This is a genomic window from Gemmatimonadota bacterium, from assembly GCA_026702745.1.
In the GTDB taxonomy this organism is placed as follows: Bacteria; JAAXHH01; JAAXHH01; order JAAXHH01; family JAAXHH01; genus JAAXHH01.
In genome coordinates, this window is sequence record JAPPBT010000069.1 from 1 (window position 1) to 20,345 (window position 20,345).

The 20,345-nt window shown below is 62.5% G+C and carries 20 protein-coding genes; 8 read left to right on the plus strand and 12 right to left on the minus strand.

The annotated features are described in order from the left end of the window. The 4 genes from OXH56_12060 to OXH56_12075 all read right to left on the minus strand — a co-directional run. On the minus strand, window positions 1–868 hold an 868-nt coding region (locus tag OXH56_12060; protein MCY3556040.1), incomplete at its 3' end, for a hypothetical protein. 105 nt (window positions 869–973) lie between these two features. Beyond that, the gene (locus OXH56_12065; GenBank protein MCY3556041.1) at window positions 974–1,534 is read right to left on the minus strand and encodes a hypothetical protein; all 561 of its coding nucleotides are present in this window, start codon (window positions 1,532–1,534) and stop codon (window positions 974–976) included. A 48-nt stretch (window positions 1,535–1,582) separates the two neighbouring features. Then, window positions 1,583–2,311 carry an HAD family hydrolase gene (locus tag OXH56_12070; protein ID MCY3556042.1) on the minus strand — a complete coding sequence of 243 codons (729 nt, stop codon included), beginning with the start codon at window positions 2,309–2,311 and terminating at the stop codon, window positions 1,583–1,585. 2 nt (window positions 2,312–2,313) lie between these two features. Then, entirely contained in the window at window positions 2,314–3,033 is a 720-nt protein-coding gene (locus OXH56_12075) for a lysophospholipid acyltransferase family protein (protein MCY3556043.1), read from the minus strand. Between the two features lie 219 nt (window positions 3,034–3,252). Here OXH56_12075 and OXH56_12080 point away from each other — a divergent pair, with 219 nt between their 5' ends. The 3 genes from OXH56_12080 (at window position 3,253) to OXH56_12090 (ending at window position 5,913) form a co-directional block, all read left to right on the plus strand. After that, the gene (locus tag OXH56_12080; GenBank protein MCY3556044.1) at window positions 3,253–4,728 is read left to right on the plus strand and encodes a DUF2851 family protein; all 1,476 of its coding nucleotides are present in this window, start codon (window positions 3,253–3,255) and stop codon (window positions 4,726–4,728) included. Between the two features lie 6 nt (window positions 4,729–4,734). Continuing rightward, a complete protein-coding gene (locus OXH56_12085) occupies window positions 4,735–5,010 on the plus strand; it encodes a hypothetical protein (GenBank protein ID MCY3556045.1) in 276 nt (91 codons plus the stop codon). Window positions 5,011–5,136: 126 nt separating this feature from the next. Further along, entirely contained in the window at window positions 5,137–5,913 is a 777-nt protein-coding gene (locus tag OXH56_12090) for a hypothetical protein (GenBank protein ID MCY3556046.1), read from the plus strand. Between the two features lie 8 nt (window positions 5,914–5,921). Here OXH56_12090 and OXH56_12095 read toward each other — a convergent pair whose 3' ends face one another. From OXH56_12095 to OXH56_12130, 8 genes are all read right to left on the minus strand, one after another. Continuing rightward, window positions 5,922–6,890 carry a DUF993 family protein gene (locus tag OXH56_12095; protein MCY3556047.1) on the minus strand — a complete coding sequence of 323 codons (969 nt, stop codon included), beginning with the start codon at window positions 6,888–6,890 and terminating at the stop codon, window positions 5,922–5,924. 114 nt (window positions 6,891–7,004) lie between these two features. Then, on the minus strand, window positions 7,005–7,664 hold the full coding sequence (locus OXH56_12100; GenBank protein ID MCY3556048.1) for an endonuclease III: 660 nt from the start codon (window positions 7,662–7,664) through the stop codon (window positions 7,005–7,007). After that, a complete protein-coding gene (locus tag OXH56_12105; protein MCY3556049.1) occupies window positions 7,661–8,284 on the minus strand; it encodes a UbiX family flavin prenyltransferase in 624 nt (207 codons plus the stop codon). Before OXH56_12105 ends, OXH56_12100 begins: the two co-directional genes overlap by 4 nt. Continuing rightward, a complete protein-coding gene (locus OXH56_12110) occupies window positions 8,281–8,994 on the minus strand; it encodes a ubiquinone/menaquinone biosynthesis methyltransferase (GenBank protein MCY3556050.1) in 714 nt (237 codons plus the stop codon). The genes OXH56_12105 and OXH56_12110 overlap by 4 nt, the downstream gene beginning before the upstream one ends. Beyond that, window positions 8,991–9,881 carry a putative 4-hydroxybenzoate polyprenyltransferase gene (gene ubiA, locus OXH56_12115; GenBank protein MCY3556051.1) on the minus strand — a complete coding sequence of 297 codons (891 nt, stop codon included), beginning with the start codon at window positions 9,879–9,881 and terminating at the stop codon, window positions 8,991–8,993. The genes OXH56_12110 and ubiA overlap by 4 nt, the downstream gene beginning before the upstream one ends. Window positions 9,882–9,897: 16 nt before the next feature. Next, on the minus strand, window positions 9,898–12,867 hold the full coding sequence (locus OXH56_12120) for a DEAD/DEAH box helicase family protein (GenBank protein ID MCY3556052.1): 2,970 nt from the start codon (window positions 12,865–12,867) through the stop codon (window positions 9,898–9,900). A 132-nt stretch (window positions 12,868–12,999) separates the two neighbouring features. Further along, complete coding sequence (locus tag OXH56_12125; protein MCY3556053.1) at window positions 13,000–13,881, minus strand: DUF4249 family protein; 882 nt, start codon at window positions 13,879–13,881, stop codon at window positions 13,000–13,002. Window positions 13,882–13,883: 2 nt separating this feature from the next. Next, a complete protein-coding gene (locus OXH56_12130; GenBank protein ID MCY3556054.1) occupies window positions 13,884–16,115 on the minus strand; it encodes a TonB-dependent receptor in 2,232 nt (743 codons plus the stop codon). Window positions 16,116–16,177: 62 nt separating this feature from the next. Here OXH56_12130 and OXH56_12135 point away from each other — a divergent pair, with 62 nt between their 5' ends. The 5 genes from OXH56_12135 to OXH56_12155 all read left to right on the plus strand — a co-directional run. Further along, window positions 16,178–17,176, plus strand: a complete 999-nt coding sequence (locus tag OXH56_12135) for a PmoA family protein (GenBank protein ID MCY3556055.1) — start codon at window positions 16,178–16,180, stop codon at window positions 17,174–17,176. A 323-nt stretch (window positions 17,177–17,499) separates the two neighbouring features. Then, window positions 17,500–18,474 (plus strand): tetratricopeptide repeat protein, encoded by a 975-nt coding sequence (locus OXH56_12140; GenBank protein ID MCY3556056.1) that lies wholly within the window; start codon window positions 17,500–17,502, stop codon window positions 18,472–18,474. Window positions 18,475–18,593: 119 nt separating this feature from the next. Beyond that, entirely contained in the window at window positions 18,594–19,265 is a 672-nt protein-coding gene (locus OXH56_12145; protein ID MCY3556057.1) for a sigma-70 family RNA polymerase sigma factor, read from the plus strand. A 9-nt stretch (window positions 19,266–19,274) separates the two neighbouring features. Then, window positions 19,275–19,766 carry a zf-HC2 domain-containing protein gene (locus OXH56_12150; protein MCY3556058.1) on the plus strand — a complete coding sequence of 164 codons (492 nt, stop codon included), beginning with the start codon at window positions 19,275–19,277 and terminating at the stop codon, window positions 19,764–19,766. Between the two features lie 10 nt (window positions 19,767–19,776). Continuing rightward, window positions 19,777–20,345 (plus strand): hypothetical protein (locus OXH56_12155; protein MCY3556059.1); only part of this gene is annotated, 569 nt, incomplete at its 3' end.

Sequence of the window (20,345 nt, forward strand, 5' to 3'; positions counted from 1 at the left end):
GCAGGGTTCCCACGCGCCCGTCCGGCCCCACGTTGTCCGGCATGAGCCCGCCGTTTTCCCGGGCCCGTTCCAGCCAGGCCCCGGTATACTCCAGCAGCCAGTCCCGGTACTTGTCGTCGCCGGTCATCAGATAAGCGTTCATGATGAGTCCGTTGACGTTCAGGTTGTTCCCCACGTCGCCCTCTCGGAACCGCTCGGTCATGGCCCTGCCCATGGCCCTCGCCTTCGCGGGGTCCTGGAGATCGTCCACGTGCGTGATCCCCGGGACATCGCTCAGCGGCAGGCCGTAGACCCGCATGCCGGAGCCGGGATTGTACGCCAGCCGGCTGTCGTCCTCGCTCATCCCCCAGGCGGGTCCGCCGCTGCCGTTATGGGGCGCCCGGATGATGCGATGCACCGGATCGTAGTTCAGCGCGTCGGGGAATTCGTTTAGGTAGAAGCCGGCGAACCGCCGGGCGCGGTCACGCAGCTTGGGATTGGTGGGGTCGGCAAGGCAGAGGTGGTAAAAGTAGATATAGCTTTCGCTCTGGTGAAACTGGTCGTATCCCCGTTCATACTCGCGGTAGATCCGCCCGAAGCGGGTCAGTTGCCGGGTGATGGCGTCCCAGTGCCGGTCCGCCGCCTCCAGTAGATGGTCGCCGCCGCCCAGCCCGTAAAACTGGGCGAAATTGGTGAAGGCTTCGTAGAAATCATCCATCCCGTCCCGGCTTCCGGACCAGGTGTCGGCCCAGATCAGCGACCCGCCCGGGCGAGTGTACTTCTCGATGTAGGGATGGACCGCTTCGTCCATCGTGTCGATGAGCTTGCGTTCGAGGATCGCCCACGGCGGCGTGATCTCGTAGTGGACGCTTGCCGTTACGGTTTGCATCGATGGCTCCGATCGTACCGGTAAAAAAACACCGCCCCGGGCTGTCCGGGCGACTATACGGCAACCGGATGAATCCCGCCCTGGAGATCAGGGTACGACTTAATCCTACGGTGCCGCCGAATCTACCTGCGCCGCCACGCCCACCTGCACGATGCGCGCATGGTCCACCCCGGCCGCGCCTACGTACTTGAAGACCATGCCGTCCAGTTCGCGGGGCATGAAATCCTGGTCGACGACCGCCTGTTCACCGGTCAGCAACGCCGCGAACGGCGCCGCCTGGGATGCGTCGTCCGGGTCGGTGGGGAAGGCGAATTCCACTCCCGGGACATTCGTATACACCACCTGGCCGGTCTCGTCGCTTACCCAGAATTCATTGATGGCGGACCCATCGGCGACCGAGGCCAATGCGCCGTTTATCTCCTCCGTGGTCATTCCCGCTCTCACCGCGGCCGCCACGAAGTGCGCCGTCAGCATGGCTTCGGCGGCCATGTGATCCGAAAGCAAGCCATCTACCGCGGTGACGGCCGTCGTGCCCGCGTCCTCGGCCGTCGCGCCCGCGTCCGGCGTGATCGCCGTCTCGTCGCCGGGCGGAGTTTCTTCCGCGCAACCGGGCACGAAGAGGGCGATGCAAAGGGCCAGTGTCCAGGTCAGGTGAGATCGTCTCATTTTAAACACACTCCTTTTGAATAGGCTCCTTGTAAAGGTAGTTGAATATCAGGCGTCAAGACCGATGACCAGGCCCGACAGTTCCCCGAGATCGGGAACGACCAGGTCACACAAAGTGTCATCGGGATCTTCCGCCTCTCCCTTCCTGATGTAGACCGTCATCATCCCGGCGTTCCTGGCACCGGCCATATCGTGCTCCATGCTGTCCCCCACGAAAACGGACTGGCCGGGCGCGGCGTTCAGCAGGGACAGCGCCTGCCGGAATATGCGGGGGTCCGGTTTGGAGATGCCCACTTCCCCGGAAATGAGCACCGCTTCGAAATACCTCGACGCATCCAGGGCTTCGATTTTGTCCCGCTGGGCTTTCGAACCATTGGTGACCACGGCCATGGGGTGCTTTCTGGCCTGAAGGCATCTCAACAGTGGCTCGGCTCCTTCCATCCATGAACTGTAGGTTGCGATCTTGGTCCGCATCAGCTCGACAAAGGCCGCAGCCGACATGACCGGGTGAACAGGGCGGACAGGGCGGACCGGACGCTCACCGAATAGATAGTCGTGGATCGCGGCCTTGCTGCCCCGGCCAGACCGATCGAGGCCGCGCAGCGTGTCCATGCGCTCCGACCAGACGGCTCCTTCCGGCTTATAGTCCGGGAAGTACGTCTTCAGCAGAAAAGAGAAGAACCGGTCTCGCGCCCGATCGCGGTCGACCAGGGTGTCGTCGAGATCGAACAGGACCGCGTTACCCGCTTTGAATACCAAACTCGCAGGGAATGACATCCCTACCGGCCTTCCCTACGCAGGCATTCCTCGACGGCTTCCCGCGCCTGTTCGGCCAACCCGCGCCGGTCCTTCGTCGTATAGCCTTCGGTCACGATAGGCCTGCCGATGCGCACGGCGACCCGCGCGTCCGGCCGGATTCTCATGCTGCCGCGCACGAGGATGTCGTAGCTTCCGGAAATCCCCACGGGCACTACGGGCACGCCGGATTCAATGGCCAGCAGGAAGGCGCCGGCCTTGAACGGCTGCAGTTCGCCGGTCCGTGTTCTCGTGCCTTCCGGGAAGACCACCGCGGGAAACCCTTCCCTGATCTGCCGGGCCGCCTTCTTGAGACTCCGCATGGCTTTTTTCGGGTTGGTTCGGTTGATGCTGATGTAGCCGGCCAGCCGCATGCACCATCCCAGGACCGGTATGTGGAACAGGGAATCCTTGGCGATGATCCTGAACTGGATGGGCAGCGTACCGAACAGGATGGGTATGTCCGCCGCACTCGCATGATTGGAAACCAGCACGCACGGCTGCCCTCCGGGGATATTGTCCAGCCCTTCAAGGCGGACCGGCACCCGGCCCACCCATAACAAGGTCCGCGCCCACCAGCGGGCGAACCAGTGTACCAGGCGGCCCGAAGGATTGAATGGGGACAGCAACATGGCCGACAGCCCGAACAGCAGGGTGAAGACCAGCACGCTGATGATCTGCAGGATGGAATAGGCTGCGGTCACGCGGTCACCGGATTCGTGAGATTCGGATGAACGTAAGGCGCCTCCTGGCCTTAACCGGATTATAACCCCATCGTCAGAAAAAACCAGTGTCATTTGAATGATGTTCCGGACTACCGAAGGATCGCGCATGGCCTTGGGACGATGGAGTGCGAGAATGACGACCTTCGTCCGACTATTGGATTAGAGAACAGGCATCAGGATACATTCCTCACAGGTAATATGCTTCAAATCGCCGATTCGGATATCGCGGAAGCGCTTATCTGGCATCTGTGGCAGAAAGGACTGGCGCGGACGGGGCGGACCGGGCGGACCGGGCGGACCGGGCGGACCGGAAGGCTCCGGCTTACCGACGGCCGGACGCTCAGGGTCCATCATCCTGGCACGCTCAACTCCGACAGCGGCCCCGATTTCCTCCAGGCGGTCCTGTCCTTCGGACCCGGGAAACGCCTCAGGGGTGACGTGGAAATCCATATCAGACCCACCGACTGGATGCGGCACGGCCATACGAGCGACCCGCTCTACAACAATGTCATGCTGCACGTCGTCCTGTGGCACGACGAGAAGCTCCAGGCCGTCAGGAAGCAGAACGGGCAGTATGTCCCCACGCTGGTGCTGTCCGAGCACTTCAGGCACGGCCTGGACCGGATTCGTAAAGCATACCTGCGAAAAACGGAGGTTCCGGCTCCCGCCAGCTATCCTTGCCAGAGCCTGATGAAGCGGTTGTCGGTCGAGCGCGTTCACGCGTTGCTGGACCGGAAGGGATCCGACCGGTTTCGGAAGAAGGCGGCGGATATGTCCCGGAGGATGAATCAGGTTTCGGCGGAACAGACACTGTATGAGTTCGCCATGCGGGCCGCGGGTTACACGAAGAATACCGATGCCTGCCAGGCACTCGCCCGTCGCCTTCCCCTGGAGACGATCCGCGCCCTCGTCGGCACGGGGGACGGCCACCGTATCGTCGATCTGCAGGCCTTGCTTTTAGGGGCGGCCGGACTGCTGCCCTCACAGCGGCTTTCATACGGCGGTGATGTCCCGAACGACCCGTACATCAGAGACATCGAAACGCGCTGGGAGGCCTTCCGACCGTCCATTCCCACCCGTCCCATGCGGGAACATGACTGGTTGTTTTTCCGGCTGAGACCATTTAACTTCCCCACGGTCCGGCTTGCCGCCATGAGTTATTTTATCGCGTCGGGCCTGCAGGAGGGCCTGGACACGCTGATCGCCGGTCCGATGAACGCCTGCGCCGCCCCGGGACCTGTCGCCTTGCTGCGGCAGACCGCACGGAAGCTTGAGGAAATGATCCGGCCGCTGCCCGGCGACTACTGGTTGAAACACACGGTGTTCGGGGAGACCTCGCGAACGGAACGCAGAGCGCTGATCGGCCGCGACCGGCAGCGGGGCATGATGGTCGACGTGGTCCTGCCGTTCATCTACGCCCTGGCCGACCGGGACAGCCAGCCGGACCGGATGAACCTCGTCCGTGAAATGTATACCGGATACGGCCGGCAGGCCAACAACAGCGTGATTCAGGCCATGTCGAACCTGCTATTCATCGATACGCCTGAAAAGAAGGCATCCATCGACCGGGCCGTTCTTCAACAGGGCCTGTTGCAGATCGATCTCGAGACCTGCCGCAACAAGGACTGCGGCCAATGCGTGATGAGCGGTTCGACGCATTTCAAACGGAGTTGAATAAACTTGGCGAACCCGGAAGGCGTCGAATGCAGGACGGAATTCAAAGGCCATGAGATCAGGGCGTTCAGCACCTGGACCCAGGACGCCCGGCTGTACGTCGACGGGGTCTGCCGGGACCGCAGCATCCGCCGCGTGTCGCTGCGGAAAACGCGCATTTTAAGCACGAATCTAAGAATCGGCCCCGACGAATACCGCGTGGAAGTGTTTGCCAAAGCACTGTTGAGCGTTAGATTACAGTTGCGAATTGACGGAAGGCAGGTAGCCGGAGAGGTATTCTAGGTAACGACGGAAGATCCGAACTCGAAAACGGACCAAATCGCGAGCACACGAGAAAGGTTTCAACAAGCGCGGGAGGAGAAGATGCCGGAGACGCAGTGGATGACCTTGACGGAAACTGCGGATATAATGAAGAGGTTGCCCGACCAGGTGACGCAGATGTGCGAAGACGGCAAGCTGGAGTACTACATGGAGGACGGCAGGTACTTCGTGTCCAGGGAATCCATCGACCTGTTCATGCATCCGCCGGTCGGCCATTCGGCGCCGGCGATTCCTGATTCGAACGGTACGCCGCGCCGTGAGTACGGCCGGGCGCCCCAAGATATCGAGCCATCACCGGAGTCTTCCTTCGAATCGCAAGCCGGAAACGGTCCGGACGAGGTGAACGCCGCTGGCGGATCAGCGCCTGAAGACGACGTGGAAGAAACGCCCGGACGCAGCATGGAAGAAACGCCCGGACGCAGCATGGAAGAAACGCCCGGACGCGGGGACGAAGTCGCGGAAACGGCGGAAGACGAGCAGCTTGCGGAAGACCTTGCGGACACGGAGGGCACGGTGGACGCGGAAAGCGCACAACTCGTGGACGACCCGGCGGTTACGGATCACGAGGAAACGACTGAAGACCAGGTGGAAGCGGCGGAAGAAGTGCAGCTCGCAGAAGCGACGGCAGATCCCGGCCAGCACGTGGAAGCGGAAGATCCCGGCGATCCCGATGTGAGAGCGGCGGAGATTCTCGCCGACCTGCGCGCCGCACTTGCAAGACATGCCCGGGAACACAAGGCCTTTTGCGATGAGATCGCCGCCCTGGCGGACGCCCTTGAGAGCACGCTATCGCACGACGACGACAAGACGAGTGAACTGACCCGGGAGATCTCGAGTCTCCTGGCGCGGTACACCCGGCGGTAGCGGCCGCTTTAGCCGCAGGGGATGTCCAGGTTTTCGAGGGCTGCGCGCAGCGCTTCCCGGTGCGCCTCGTCCCGCCTAAGGGGGTTATCGGGCAACACGTAGTCCGTGGGGTACCAGCCGCGCATCTTCTTCACCATGGCCGCGCTGTGCTTGTAGGCCGGCACGGGCGGCTGGAAGGCGACTCGTCCCAGGAACTCCATCCGGTTCCCAAGGTCGTGGTACCGCGCAAGATCGCCGTCCCGCAAGGCATCCGCGAGTTCCCGGAACTTGTCGGGCATGAAGGTCGCGATGCCCAGCAGCGCGTCGCTTCCGTTGAAGATCATGGAGGCGAAATCGTAGTCGTTCCCCGTGTACAGCATCTTACCGATGCGATGGACCTTCCTAAGCAGCACCCATTCCATGGACGGATCCAGGGACGAGTGTTTCGCGCCCGCCCACTTGTCCCCGGCCAGGATCTCGATCAGGGCGTCATCCGGGAACATCCAGCCGTTCGGCGCGAAGACCGGGCTCAGTTCGAACGCCTTCAGGCCGCCGCGGGAGGCTTCGGCCAGTCCCTCGTAGACGCGGACCACGGTGGCGGCGTCCGCATCCTTCAAACGCTCGGTCTGAAACACGATCGGACTCGCACCGTAACGGTTCTCCAGTTGCTCGATCTTGGCCTGGTACGCACGGATGATGTCCTCGACCCCGTCTCCCTGGATTTCGTCCTCCACGTACACGCCCGCCGTAAACGCCCGCCCGTTCATGACTTCCCGCGTCGTTTCCAGCCCCCTGACCTGATCCTCCAGCGTGCAGTGGTTGATCTGGTAGGTATCCATGAGCACCGCGGGTTCTATCCCGTGCTCCGCGGTTCTTTCCAGGTCCCGGGCGAAGACGTCGAAGTCGATTTCACCCGCTTCGCTCACGGGTACGGACAACGCCGCGATGATATGAGGCGTGCGGCCAAGCCCCCTGGGGGTGTTCAGTGATGCTGCCATTGATACCTCTCCTTCATTAAACCGGATACGCGGAGTGCGCCGGACTCGCGGATTCCGCCGGATGCGCGGATTGTGCCGGACTCGCGGATTCCGCCGGATACGCGGAGTGCGCCGTCACCTGTGTTTGTCCACGCCGACCTGTTCACAGTAGGGCGACAGGCGGCAGCGGCTGCAGAAGGGCGAAACGGGCTTGCACAGGTTCTGGCCATACATGACGAGCAGGTCATTATACCGGATCCAGTATTCGGAAGGCAACTTTTCTCTCAAGGCCCATTCCGACTGGTCCGGGTTTTTCGTGGCGATGTATCCCCAGCGGTTGGAGATGCGGTGCACGTGGGTGTCGACGCAGATGCCCGGCTTGCCGTAACCGATCGTGACCACGAGGTTTGCGGTCTTCCTGCCCACGCCGGGCAAAGTGACCAGCGTGTCGATCTCGTCCGGCACGACACCCCGGTACTCCTCTACGAGGATGTTGCAGATCTGCAGGATGTTGCGCGCCTTGGTGGCATGGAACCCCACGGGATAGATGGCGCGGTCCACGGTTTCCTCGGGCAGGACCTGCATGGCCGCGGGCGTGTCGGCCAGCCCGAAGAGCCGCTCGCAAGCCTCCGCGGTCGTCTCGTCCTTCGTTCGGAGACTGAGGACGGTGCCGATCAGTATGCGGAACGGATCGCGCCGGGTCTGCTCGGCCACCAGCGTCAACGCCGTTTCGGTCCAACTTGACGTCTCGTCCTCCAGGATGGAGATCATCCGGTGAATATCCTTGTCTTTCATTCCGCGGATTTCCTTTCGCCGGATGGTGCGTCCCAGGGGGTGAAGAGGCTTTGTTCAATGCCGAGCAGGTTCAAAACCCGTCCGGCTATGAAGTCGGCCAGGTCGTCGAAGCTGGAAGGCTTCTGGTAGAACGCCGGCATGGCCGGCACGATGCGGGCGCCGGCCTCCGCGGCGGCGAGCAGGTTGCGCAGGTGGATGACGTTGAGCGGCGTTTCCCGGGGTACCAGCACGAGCGGCCGGGCCTCCTTGAGCGTGACGTCCGCGGCCCGCTCGATCAGGGAGGAAGAGGTGCCGTGGGCGATAGCGGACAACGTCTTCATGGAACACGGTATGACGACCATTCCGTCGGTGCGCACCGATCCGCTTGCGATCGAAGCCGCCAGGTCCCCGATCTTGAATTCCGCGAGCGTACCCTTCCTCACCTGGTCTCCGTAGAGACCGGCCAATCCGTCCTGCAGGTCATCGCCCGATCCCAGGCCGGTTTCTTCCCGGAGAACGTACCGGCCGAAGCCGGACAGCACGACGCTGACCCGGTGGCCGCCGGCCAGCAGCGCGCGCAGGAGCCGGAGCGCGTACAGTCCGCCGCTGGCGCCGGTGACGGCGACGATAACATGTTTCATGACCGCTTGTCCCCCCAGTAGACCGTGGCCACCCCCAGCGTAAGGTCACGCCAGCCCGTGTCCACGAAACCCGCGTCCTCCATGAGCTTCCGGAAGCGCTCACGCTCCGGAAACGCTTCCACCGAGACCTGCAGGTACCGGTAAGCGTCCGCGTCTCCCGAGATCACGCCGCCGATCCAGGGTATGGCATGTACGGCGTAGAGCCGGTACAGCTGGCGAATCACCGGATACCTTGGTACGGAAAGCTCCAGCACCACCAGCCTGCCTCCGGGCTTCAACACGCGCCGGATGTTTCGCAGACCCGCGACGCGGTCGGTGAAGTTGCGCACGCCGAATGCCACCATCGCGCCGTCGAAGACCCCGGACCGCAAGGGAAGCGCTTCAGCAATTCCCCCGACGAACCGGATGGCCCGCCCCGCGGCGTTCTCCGACTTCTTCCGTCCGATCCGCATCATCCGCATCGCCGCGTCCACCCCGACGATCAACCGCGGCTTCCGCCGGCCCTTCAGCGCTTCCAGTGCCAGGTCACCCGTGCCGATGCCCACGTCGAGGAGCAGGTCGTCCGCGGACGCGTTCAACGCGCGGACCGCGGCCCTGCGCCACCAGACGTCGCCGTATCCGCTCAGCAGGCGGTTGAGCAGGTCGTACCGGTGTCCGATGCGATCGAACATGCGCCGGATGTGCCGGGACTTTTCGTCTGCGGTACTCATATCGGCCACAGGATATCACCCAGCAGGAACACGAAAAAGACGACACTGACCAGGCTATTCGTGTTGAAGAAGGCGACATCGATCTTCGATAGGTCGTTCGGCTTGACGAGCGTGTGTTCGTAGACCAGCATCCCGGTTGCCAGTACGGTGCCGAACAGATAAAGCGCGTGCAGATCGAAAACCTGATAGACGACCAGCAGGAACACGGCCGTGGCCGCATGGAGCAGGCGGGCTGCCACCAAAGCCGGCCGGACCCCGAAGCGGCGGGGTATCGAGTGGACGCCCTGCACGACGTCGAATTCGTAGTCCTGGCAGGCGTATATTATATCAAAGCCCGCCACCCAGGTCAACACGGCCGCCGACAGCCAGAGCATCGCGGGATCGAAGGTGCCGGTTACAGCGATCCACGCCCCCATCGGCGCGATGGCGAGGGCGAGGCCCAGGACCAGGTGGGTGGCCCAGGTGAAGCGTTTGAAATAGGAGTACGACAGGATCACCAGCAGGGCGAGCGGCGACAGCTTGAGGCACAGTTCGTTGAGCTGGTAGGCGGAAAAGACGAACAGCGCGCAGCACACGCCCACGATCAGGGCGACGGTGCGGGGCGCGATCCGTCCCTTCGGCAACGCCCGGTCCCACGTGCGGGGGTTCTTCCCGTCCATCACACGATCCGCGAGCCGGTTGAATCCCATGGCCGCGCTCCGGGCGGCCACCATGGCGATGACGATCCACACCAGTTGTTGTACTTCGATCCCATGACCCCGGGCGGCCAGGACGGCGCCGGCCATCGCGAAGGGCAGCGCAAAAACGCTGTGGGAAAGCTTGATCATCCGGCCGAATACGATCAAGGATCCGATCGCGGTCTGGGACGATGTAGTTTTCTGACTCATTTCGCGTAACCCACGTTTACCGCGCAACCTTCGTGGTCAATGAACCGCGTACGACCCGGCGCTTTTCTTTCGCGCGGAACCAGTAGGTCACGCCCTCCACCAGTCCGTCCGCATCGGGGTAGATCTCCGATCCCGCCGGCAGGGATTCCAGGAACAGGCGTCCGTACGCCGTACTGACGACCCGCTGGTCCAGAACCGTGACGACGCCGTAGTCCCGGGTGGAACGGATGAGCCGGCCGAAGCCCTGCCTGAACTTGATGACCGCCTCCGGTACCTGGAATTCGAAAAAGCTGTTGTGCCCCGCGTCTTCCAGACGTTCCACCTGTGCCTGGACCAGCGGTTCGGTCGGCACCGCGAAGGGCAGTTTGACCAGGATGACCATCTCCAGCGCCTCCCCCGGCACATCGACCCCCTCCCAGAAGCTGTCGGTACCCAGCAATACGGCGGTATCGGACCCGCGGAAACGATCCAGCAGCAGCGAGCGCGGTCCGGACGTGCCCTGCGCCAGCAAGGCCACGCCGTGTTCCGCAAGTTCCGGCTCGATGTCCTGGAAGGTCCGGTTCAACTGGGCATACGAGGTGAACAGCACCAGGGTGCTCCGCATGGTGGAGACGACCAGGTCAAGGATGAGCCGGCTGACCTCGGACTGAAACGAATCGGATCGGGGCGTCGGAAAGGCGCCGGGTACGCAGACCAGCACCTGGTCCGCGTAATCGAAGGGCGAACCGATCCCCCGCACCTGGATCCGCCGGGGATCGATCCGGTCGAGCCCCAGGCGCTCGATCTGGTAGTCGAATCGATCCCCGACCGTCAGCGTGGCCGACGTGAGCACGGCCGTTCGCAAAGGGCGGAACAGATCGTCGTGCAGCCGGTCCGCAACCCGAAGCGGGGCGGCGATCAGGACGCAGGACAATGGTTGAGACCTGGTGGCTTCGACCCAGTAGACCTGTTCTTCCTCGTTCGCCTCCGTCAGCACGAAAAGGGCCTCTTCCATTTCCGTGCAGAAATCCATGGCGGCCACGATGGCGTTCCCCCGTGATTCCCGGTCGTCCAACCACGAATCGTGGACCTGGTCCAGCGTTGCGTGGAGCATGCCGAGGGACTCGCGCAGGACGGAAAGACCCTCGATGAGCACCTGTGCCGATGACCTCAGGACACCGGCATACTCGTCTTCGGCCCGGTACCTCAGTTTGGTCCGCCGGGCCGACCCGTCGACCGACTGACCGAACGCCTCGTCGCTGGCGATGCGGAAGAAGTCCTCGATCCGGCGGTTCACCTCCGTGACCCGGTCGATGGCCATGCGGGTGCCCGCCGCCAGCGGAGACTTCCATTCCAGGTTCTCCGCCGCTTTCCTGGCCAACCGGTCCAGCCCCGCCAGCACACCGGTTCCGCCCCATTCCGGCGCATGCATCCTGCCCAGTACGCGGCGCATGCGCCAGCCTCCGACCTCCAGGGTCAGGTGCTGCACGGCGGCGCGCTCCAGGTTGTGGGCCTCGTCGATGATGAGATGGCTGTACCGGGAAAGCACGGCATGGTCGGACTGGAGATCGGCGAAGAGCAGGGCGTGGTTGATGATCACCACGTGGGAAGCCATGGCCGCCCTTCGGACACGATTGACGAAACACGCTTCCTTGAGCACGCACCGGGGGCAGGCGGTCCCCTCGCCGTTGATTTTCTCCCACAGGCCGGCTCCGGCGCCCCGGTTGAATCCCGCGTGCTCCGAAATGTCCCCCGTCTGCGTTTCCCGCGCCCACACGGCCAGGGGGATCGCCGCCTCCCGTTCTTCCGCGGTAAGATAGTCTGCGGGCCGCCGGGTGACCTGCCGCCACCGGTCCAGGCACAGGTAGTTGGACCGGCCCTTGAGCAAGGTGGCGCGGAAAGGCAGCCCCAGATGCTCCAGCAGGAACGGCAGGTCCTTGTAGAACAGCTGTTCCTGCAGGTTGCGCGTGTTGGTGGATACGATGACCCGCTGATCGTTCCGCACCGCCCAGATAAGGGCCGGCGTCAGGTAGGAGAGCGATTTCCCCGTGCCCGTACCCGCTTCCACCAGCAACACCTCGCCTTCATTGAACGCGCCGGTGACGCTGCGTACCATGGAAACCTGCTGCGGTCGTTGCTCGTAACCTTCCATGCTGCTCTCGAACAGTCCACCGGTTTCAAACAGGCTGGCCAACTCCTCCGTATCCATCGGATCGAGATCTCCGTCCGCTTCGACCGTGTCGCACGAGCCGTCGCCGATCGAGGACGGGCCGAGTGCGGTATGGGCGATCGGCGGACTTTCCCCCGAAGGGGACGGAATGTCCTTGCGGGACCCGTTACCACCGCGGCCGGCCGACCGGGCTGTCCGGACCGTCCGGGCCGTCATCAGGGCAAGCAGGCGCTCCAGCCCCGAACCGGTGCCCTCAGCTAGAAGGATCAGCGTTTCCATGGTATCGGGATCCTGAGACGCCAGCAAACCCAGCAGTGCCCGGCACAGCAACGCCATCTTCAGCGCGTCATCGGCTTCGGCCACGGACTCCGCGGGGCTCGCAATCCCGCCCTCGAATGCTGCAGGGCCCGCGTCTCCGTCCCCGATATTCGCAGGATCCGTGGCCCCATCCCCGGTCACCGCGAGTTCCGGGCCGACGTATTGTTCGACCGTCGCGCGTTCGTAGTCCCTCAGTCCGGGCAGCAGGATCCGGGCGAGCAGGCGCGCGTCCAGCACAACGGCGTCGACCCCGGCAGCAACCCGCCAGAGACGCTCCACCAGGTGGTCTTCCGGTCCATAGGCGGCGAGCACGATACCGGAGGTCTGCGTAGCGGCCAGATCCCCGATCGCTTCCATATCCTGGCCGGTGCGTATCTCCGGTTTTACTTCGGTCCCAAGGAGTGCCACCGTATAGGACTCGTCCTGTGGCGAGGACAGGTCATCCGGTTGGATCGCCAGGATGGTAAAAGGGAGGTAAAATCCGCCGGCGGAGGTGTTTATGGGCGTTCGAGCAGACATGAAACCGCGCAGTTCTTTGGGAAGACCTGTTTAACGAAAGAATCGGGCAATGCAAGATAGGCGGCGGGGAGAGATTTGTCAAAGCAACGGGCCGCCGGCGCGTCTGATCGGACCGCAAGGAAGCCGCCCGCTTCAACTTTCCGGAATGACATAGAAACCGAAGGAATCCAGGGAGGCCGAACCGAACACGCCGATCCCGCCGTCGAGATTGAAGACCGGTCTTTCGAAGGTATCGCCCGCCAGGCTGCCGAAACCGAAGGCGTTCTGTCCGGAGGCCTCCACGCTTCTGAGGAAATCGAACAGGTTCCGGTCCAGCGCGTACACTTCGACTTCGTGCTCGCCGGACGAGCCGATGGCGAACCAGGGCAGCAGCAACCGGCCGTCCCGTGCTTCCAGGGGAGGAGAACCCCCGTCCTCGGAACCGGGTTCCAGGACGATCACCTGGTAGGCTTCCACGTCGAGCGGATCGAAACGGACCTCGATCAGCCCCTCCTGATACAGGATCCTGTTTCCTTCGGCGGAATCGGGATCCAGACGGCGGATAACCTCCATGGAAGGTTCTTCGAGTACGGCGATCTCATCGATTACCAGTGGACCCGGTGTGTTCGTGACCCCGCGGACTTCCCCGCCCAGCGCCCGCACGCGAAGCCGGTATTCGGTGTTGGGGCGTACCCTCGGTGCGCCGGGCGGCGGGAGGTAGCGGCCCCGGTGACCGACACTCGCGTACCTGTACTCCGCGAGTCCCTGTATCACGGTGACTTCGGCATCATTCACCGAGGTAGCGTCCCCGGTCGACACCGCATCCGCCGTGCGGGTCCGGGTGACGATGATTTCCGGCAGTATTCGATCGACATACAGCACGGCGTCCACGACGATGGTTTCGCGCTCGTCCGGACCGAATAGCGTCGCCGGATCCCGCTCCCCCGAACAACCCGGATGGGCGGCGAGACCAACGAGCAGGGCGACCGTCAGGACGGGCGTAATGCAGCGAGGCAGCCTGGTCGTTTTCGTCATGGTCAGAAGTTGTAGTTCAGCCCGATGGTGGGCACGATGGGCAGCATCTTCACGACTTCCGCGGTAGTAACTTCTTCGTCTTCCGTATCATACTGGACAAACCACTCGTTGCGATGGTTGTACGCGTTGAACACCTGCAGATACCATTGAAAGTTCCGGTCGAACATGCGGAAGTCCTGCTTGACGCTCAGGTCCATTCTGTGGTATGGCAGCAGCCGCGAGGTGTTTCGGTCCGCGGGCAGGAAGTAGTCCTCCCGTATGCCGGTCCGCGCCGTTTCCCGCAATTCGTACCGGGCGGAGGCGGGCGTGAAAGCCTGTCCGGTCGCGAAGATCACGTTGCCGCCGAAGGTCCAGCGGCCGGCCCGGTAGTTGGCCGAAACCACGAGGTCGTGCCGACGATCGTATTTCGGAGGATACCACTTCCCCTGGTTCACTTCCGGGAACTGCCTTCGCGTCCACCCGAGGGTGTAGCCGATCCATCCGGTCAACCTGCCCGACATGCGCTCCACGAACGCCTCCACGCCCGTGGCATAGCCTTTCCCACCGGTGATGAAAACGTCCTCCGACCGGGTTTCGTCGCCGCCCACCGCCCGCGTGTTGTCCACGACCACCAGGTTGCGCAGCCGCTGATAATAGGACTCGAGCGAGAGACGGTAGCTCGGCGCCGGGTCCCAACTCGCGCCGACAACGAAGTGCCACGCCTGTCCGGGGGACACGCTTCCGTCGAGCGGTACCCAGAAATCACCGCCGCTGAAGCCTTCCGTCGTGATCAGTTGCAGATACTGGTGGTACCGCCCGCCGCCGGCTTTCAGGCGCAATCCTTCGGCCAGCCGGTGACTGATGGACAGGCGAGGCTCCAGGTCGAGCGTTTCGCGTTCGCTGTAAAAGTTCGCGCGCAGCCCGAGGCGTACCGAGGTGGAAGCTCTCGCCTGCCACTGATCCTGGGCATATGCCGAGATCACATAGGGCTTCAGCCTGAGATCGAGCTGGTCATCCTGGTTGAAGCTTCTGATGAAACTGAACCGGTATGCCGTAGCGCGGAAACCTCCCTTCAGCGCGTGTGCTCCATCGGCTACATAGTCCAGGTCGCCCTTGACGCTGATGTCTCGAATGCTGTTCCTGAACAGAATCTCCGTGCCGTCGAAATTCGCCGAAAGCCGGCTCGTGTAGTCACTGCCCGATACCATGAAATTGCCGAAAATCGTCGGCGAGAACAGGTGCGTCCATTTGCCCGTGACCGCCGAGTTGCCCCAGCGAACGTTGAAAAGATCGTTCTCGCTGGTTTCGAGATTGAGATCGTCCCGGCCGAAGTAACCGCTCAGGACCAGATTGTCGGTGTAGGACAGATTCTGGTTGATTTTTGCGTTTACATCATAGAAATAGTATCCCGGGATATCCTCCACGCGCGACCGGATATAGGCCAGGACCGGTTCCAGGTACGTACGCCGTCCCGAGACCATGAACGAGCCGCTCGCCAGCGGACCTTCGATCATGGTGCGCATGGAGATGAGGCTGATCCCGCCCGATCCGCCGAGTTTGTTGCGATTTCCGTCGCGGTTGGTCACGTCGAGGACCGCGCCGAGGTTGCCACCGTAACTGGCGGGATAAGCGCTCTTGTGCAGGCGCATGTCCTTGATGGCTTCCGGGTTGAAGATGGAAAAGAATCCGAAGGCGTGCGAGGGATTGTAAAGGGGGATCTGGTCAAGCAGGATCTGGGTCTGGTCGGGGCCGCCTCCCCGGATATACAGGCCGCTGCTGATGTCCGAGGAGGCCTGGATGCCCGGGAGGAGCTGAAGGCTGCGCAACAGATCGGTTTCCCCGATGGCGGGCAACTCTTTCAATACCGCGGCCTGGAGGGCGACGAACCCGGGTTGCGCCAGCCGCTCGTCCCGGTATCTTTCAGCCTCTACAACGGCTTCGTCGCCGATCAGAACGGTCGGTACGAGTTCCACGTCCCGCTGGAGATAGTCTTCGGTACCGATACTCAGTGTGTCCCGATACGTCTCGTATCCGATGTAGGACACGACAAGTTCGTAGGAACCCTCGGGAATCCCGGTAATCGCGTAGAATCCGTTGTCGTTGCTCAGGGCGCCGAGGGACGTGCCGCTCAGGAACACGTTGGCGGCAAGCAGGTACTCTCCGCTGCTGCGGTCCGTTACGAATCCGCTTATCGTGGCGGCTTGCGCCGAGGCGGGGATCAACAGCAGGGAAAACAGTACCGCGCAGAGCTTCATAGTTGCCGATCGGACCTGCACCAGGTTCGTCGATTCGAATATACCACGAAACCGGACCATCCATGCCCCGGGAAGCATTCAAAAGAAACCTAAGCCATATTCGCCTCGAAGTCAACGAATGGAAGGGCTTCGAAGTCTACGCGGGCCGGACTGGCCAGGCGGACCGCCAGTTACTCGCCCGGTACAATGCCGAGACCGACCCGTTGCCGAAGGACGAATCGCCCAAACCCTGTTTTCATCCGATTTACACCCCTTCCGGCAGTCTGATCAGTGAGTACCGCCCCGAAGACCACACCTGGCACACGGGGTTGTACTTCGGCTGGGTACACGTAAACGACACGAATTTCTGGGGTGGGTCCTGGTACCTGCCGGAGCAGGACAAGTACGTTCCCGTTCCCGGCAGCCACGGCGTACAACGCCACGATGGATTCACGGAGGTATCCGACCCCGGGTCCGGATCCGACCCCGGGACCGTCGGCGTCGCCATTGGCGAGCATCTCACCTGGCTGGACCGCTACGGCCGCCCGGTAATCCGGGAGGTGCGCCGGTTCGATTTCCTGGAGATCACCGCGGGCAGTGAGCCTGGCCAGCCTGGCCAGCCTGGCCAGCCTGGCGGCTGCCTCTGGCTCATCGACTCGGTGATCACTCCCGTCGAGGGAGATGTCACCTTGGGCGCGTCGCGCGCCGCCCGATACAGCGGATTGATCCTTCGAATGGGAGCGCCCTTCGCCGATGCGCATCATACCAGCGGCAGCGGCCTCATCGGCCACGAATCCATCATGAGAACGCGGGACCGATGGGTCGCCGCCGCGGGCGCCCAGGGCGGTATGGTGGTCATGATGGACCATCCGCGGAACCTTCGCCATCCGGTGCAGTGGTTTACCCGCCGCAATCTCCTGGGCACCGGGCCGCTCATGGAAGAAGACCTTACGATCCCCGCATCGGACCGCCTTCACCTCCGTTACGGATTCCTGGTGCTCGACGAAGTGGCCAGCGCTGGTGAAATCGAAGACCTGTACCGGTCCTACGTGTCCGCATCCGACGAGCATACCCCTTCGTAACGCCCGTGCGTGCTTGGCGTGCGTGCCTGGCGTCTGTGCGCGTCCTGGCGTCCGACCGGTGGCCAAATGTGCGCGTGCCGTTCATTCTTGCTTGACATGCGGCCGGTAACGGACGATTTTCGAAGTCACGACAGATTCACTTCACAGCCAACCGATTCAGGCAAGCGCTCGCGTACCCGGCCACCGGGTAATTCACCGGTAAGTGCCGTGTGACCACACCGGTAATTGCCGCCGTTCGGCGGTCGACGATCCGCGTGAACGCGCACTTCAAAAGCGGGCACTTCGGAAGCGTTCGCGGCTTTTCCCGGCGCAATCGGAGCATCATGAACAGAGAATCGCTTGTAAAAGAAGTGGCATCCAGTCTGCAGGTATCCAGGCACAAGGTAAGAGTGGTGCTGAACGGGTTGCTGTCGGAGGTTACCGAGGCGATGCACCGGGACGAGAAGGTGAATCTGCACCGTTTCGGCGCTTTCAACGTGAAGGTCAGGAAAGCTCGTACGGCCCGGGACCTGAATACCAACGTGGAATTGCGTCTGAACGACCGCAACATCCCCCACTTCCTGCCCTTCGATACGTTAAAGGACATCGTCGCGCAACAGTCTCCCGTTTCCGAGGAGCAGGCCGGACCAGTGGCCGTCGACCCGGTGCAACAAGTCGACGAGACGCCCAGAGAGCGGTCCGACGATATCTCGGCCATGATGACCCGGGCCGAAGTCCTCGCGAACAAGGGCAAAATCGAACAGGCGATCCAGCAGTACATGCGTATACTCGAACGGCAACCGAGACACGCCAGCGCGACGGGCAGCCTGGGCAGGATGTTCTATCGCCTCGGCGCCCAGGAAACCGCTCTCGAGCACTACAACCGCGCGCTGGGAAACGATCCCGGCCACCTGGACACGCTGGTCGACCGGGCGGAGTTGTTCGTGGAGATGGGACAGTACGAGGATGCCAGGACCGACCTGCTTCGCGTCCTGGAATACGACCCCTATTCCTACCGGGCCTGCTACCTGCTCGGTGTGCTCTACATCACCATCGGTACGTACGACGACGCGATCAGGGTGCTTTCCCGTGCGTTGGACGTGGACCGGACGAAACCCGAGGTACACCTCCAGCTGGGCAAGGCTTACTGTCACGTGGAGAAGCACACGGAAGCCATCGAGCACTTCGAAGCCGTGCTACGCCACGACCCGCTTAACGAGCACGCGTACCGGTATCTCGGCACGATCTACGACAAAAACAAACAGGCCGACAAGGCGCTCGAGATGTACCGTAAATCCAACGAAATCGGCCTGGCCTGATTTTCGATACCACGGACGGGCATTGGTCCGGCTGAATTGTTGAAGATAACAAAACAAAATATGTATACGGGTTTAATAAATAGGTAGGAAAGTAAAGGATCGGGAGGGTATGTAACCGGATGAACACCGTCAACAACGTGCATTCGGTCGAGGGACGGAAATTACCGGCTGCGCGCGGCGCAGGCGAAGACCGGCGCGAGGAAGAACGCAGGTTGATGGAACGGGCCAAAGCGGGTGACGGCCCGGCCTTCGACGAAATGACAAGGCGCTACAGCGAGAAGGCCTATTCCGTGGCGTACCAGATGCTCGCGAGTCACGATGACGCGCGCGACCTCGTCCAGGACGCCTTCCTCGAAGTATTCAGGACACGGGAGCGGTTCAACACGCAGTACAGGTTTTCGACCTGGTTATACCGCATATTGATCAACAAGTGCATCAACTTCCGCAAGCGGGAAGCCCGTCGACGCATGTTCTCCTTTACGGATTACGGCTCGCGGAACGGCGGCGGCGGTCAACAGTTTCTGGTTTCCAACCTGGCCTCTACCGAGAAGAACCCGCACGAGGTCCTGGAAAGCGATGAATTGAAGCGGTCGATCATGGCCGCGCTGGATACCCTGTCGGAGCGGCACAGGACCGTTGTCGTGCTGTTCGACCTGGAAGGCCTCTCCCACAGGCAGATTGCGGAGATCCTCCAGTGTCCCGAGGGTACGGTGATGTCCCGGCTGCATCACGGACGGCTCAAGTTGAAGCGCGTGTTGTCCAAGCGCCTGGCCGGATACCTTGATCTTTAGGAACGCGCCATGAACTGCAACCAGATAAAGAAGCGGCTTACACGGTACCTGGAGCGCATGTGCGACAACGAGGAAGTCGCCGAGATAGCGCGCCATATCGAGTCCTGCCCCGATTGCGCGCGGGAACTGCGCGGATTGCAGTCCGTCCGCGGCATGTTGCGTTGCTGCCGCGCGGAGAAACCCGCGCCTGTTGCGGTTGCGGAAGTTCAGACCGCGGTGCTCGAGCGCACAACGCACGCCCACATGGTGCCGGGCATGCAGGGAAAGGACGCGCCGGCTCGCGAGCAGCCCGGCCGGTTCATCGCAGCGGCGGCCGTGCTGTTGCTGGTGGCCGGAGGGCTTATCTGGCAGTCGATCCAGCCGGTCGAGCCGCCGTCCGTCCAGCGCACGCTTTTGGACGACGATATGTTCTTCATCCTGCAGGAACACGCCCTGATCGAGGACCAGAGCGTGTTTACCAGCGGTACCCTGGGTTCCGTCATGGTCAACTACAAGGAATAGGTGGTACGAGATGTGGTTACGGCCTGTATTCCTTTGTTTCGTCACGACGGCGTTTATCGTGATGACCGCGCCGGCCCACGGCGTCGATCCGGACATCACCTATCAGAAGATCATGGAAGCCCCGGCCCGTGTAAGCTACCGCGCCACCCTGACGAAACAGCGGTTCAGCGCGGACGGGGACACTGCCCGTTACGTCCAGATCATCACCCATCAGCGTCCTGACCGGGACCGCATCGACATCCCCGATGCCGAAGGCCGGATACGCGAGATCATCATCCGCGTCGAACATGACATATACCGGCGTACGGCCTCGGGGGATTCGCTCTCCTATTCACATCGCCGCCAGTCGAACTCGAACGTGCTCGACATGAACCTGGAGTTCAGCAGTCTCGACCTGCTCCAGACCAACTACGACCTCGAGATCGCCGGCGTCGATCGGCATCTCGACCGTCCGGTGGCTGTCCTGGCCTTCAAGCCCCGCCATCCCGGCAGGATGACCATGACGGCCTGGATCGACGAGGAGACGGGCCTCGTGATGCGCACGGAAGAACGTAACGAGGCGGGCGTACTGGTCGAAGA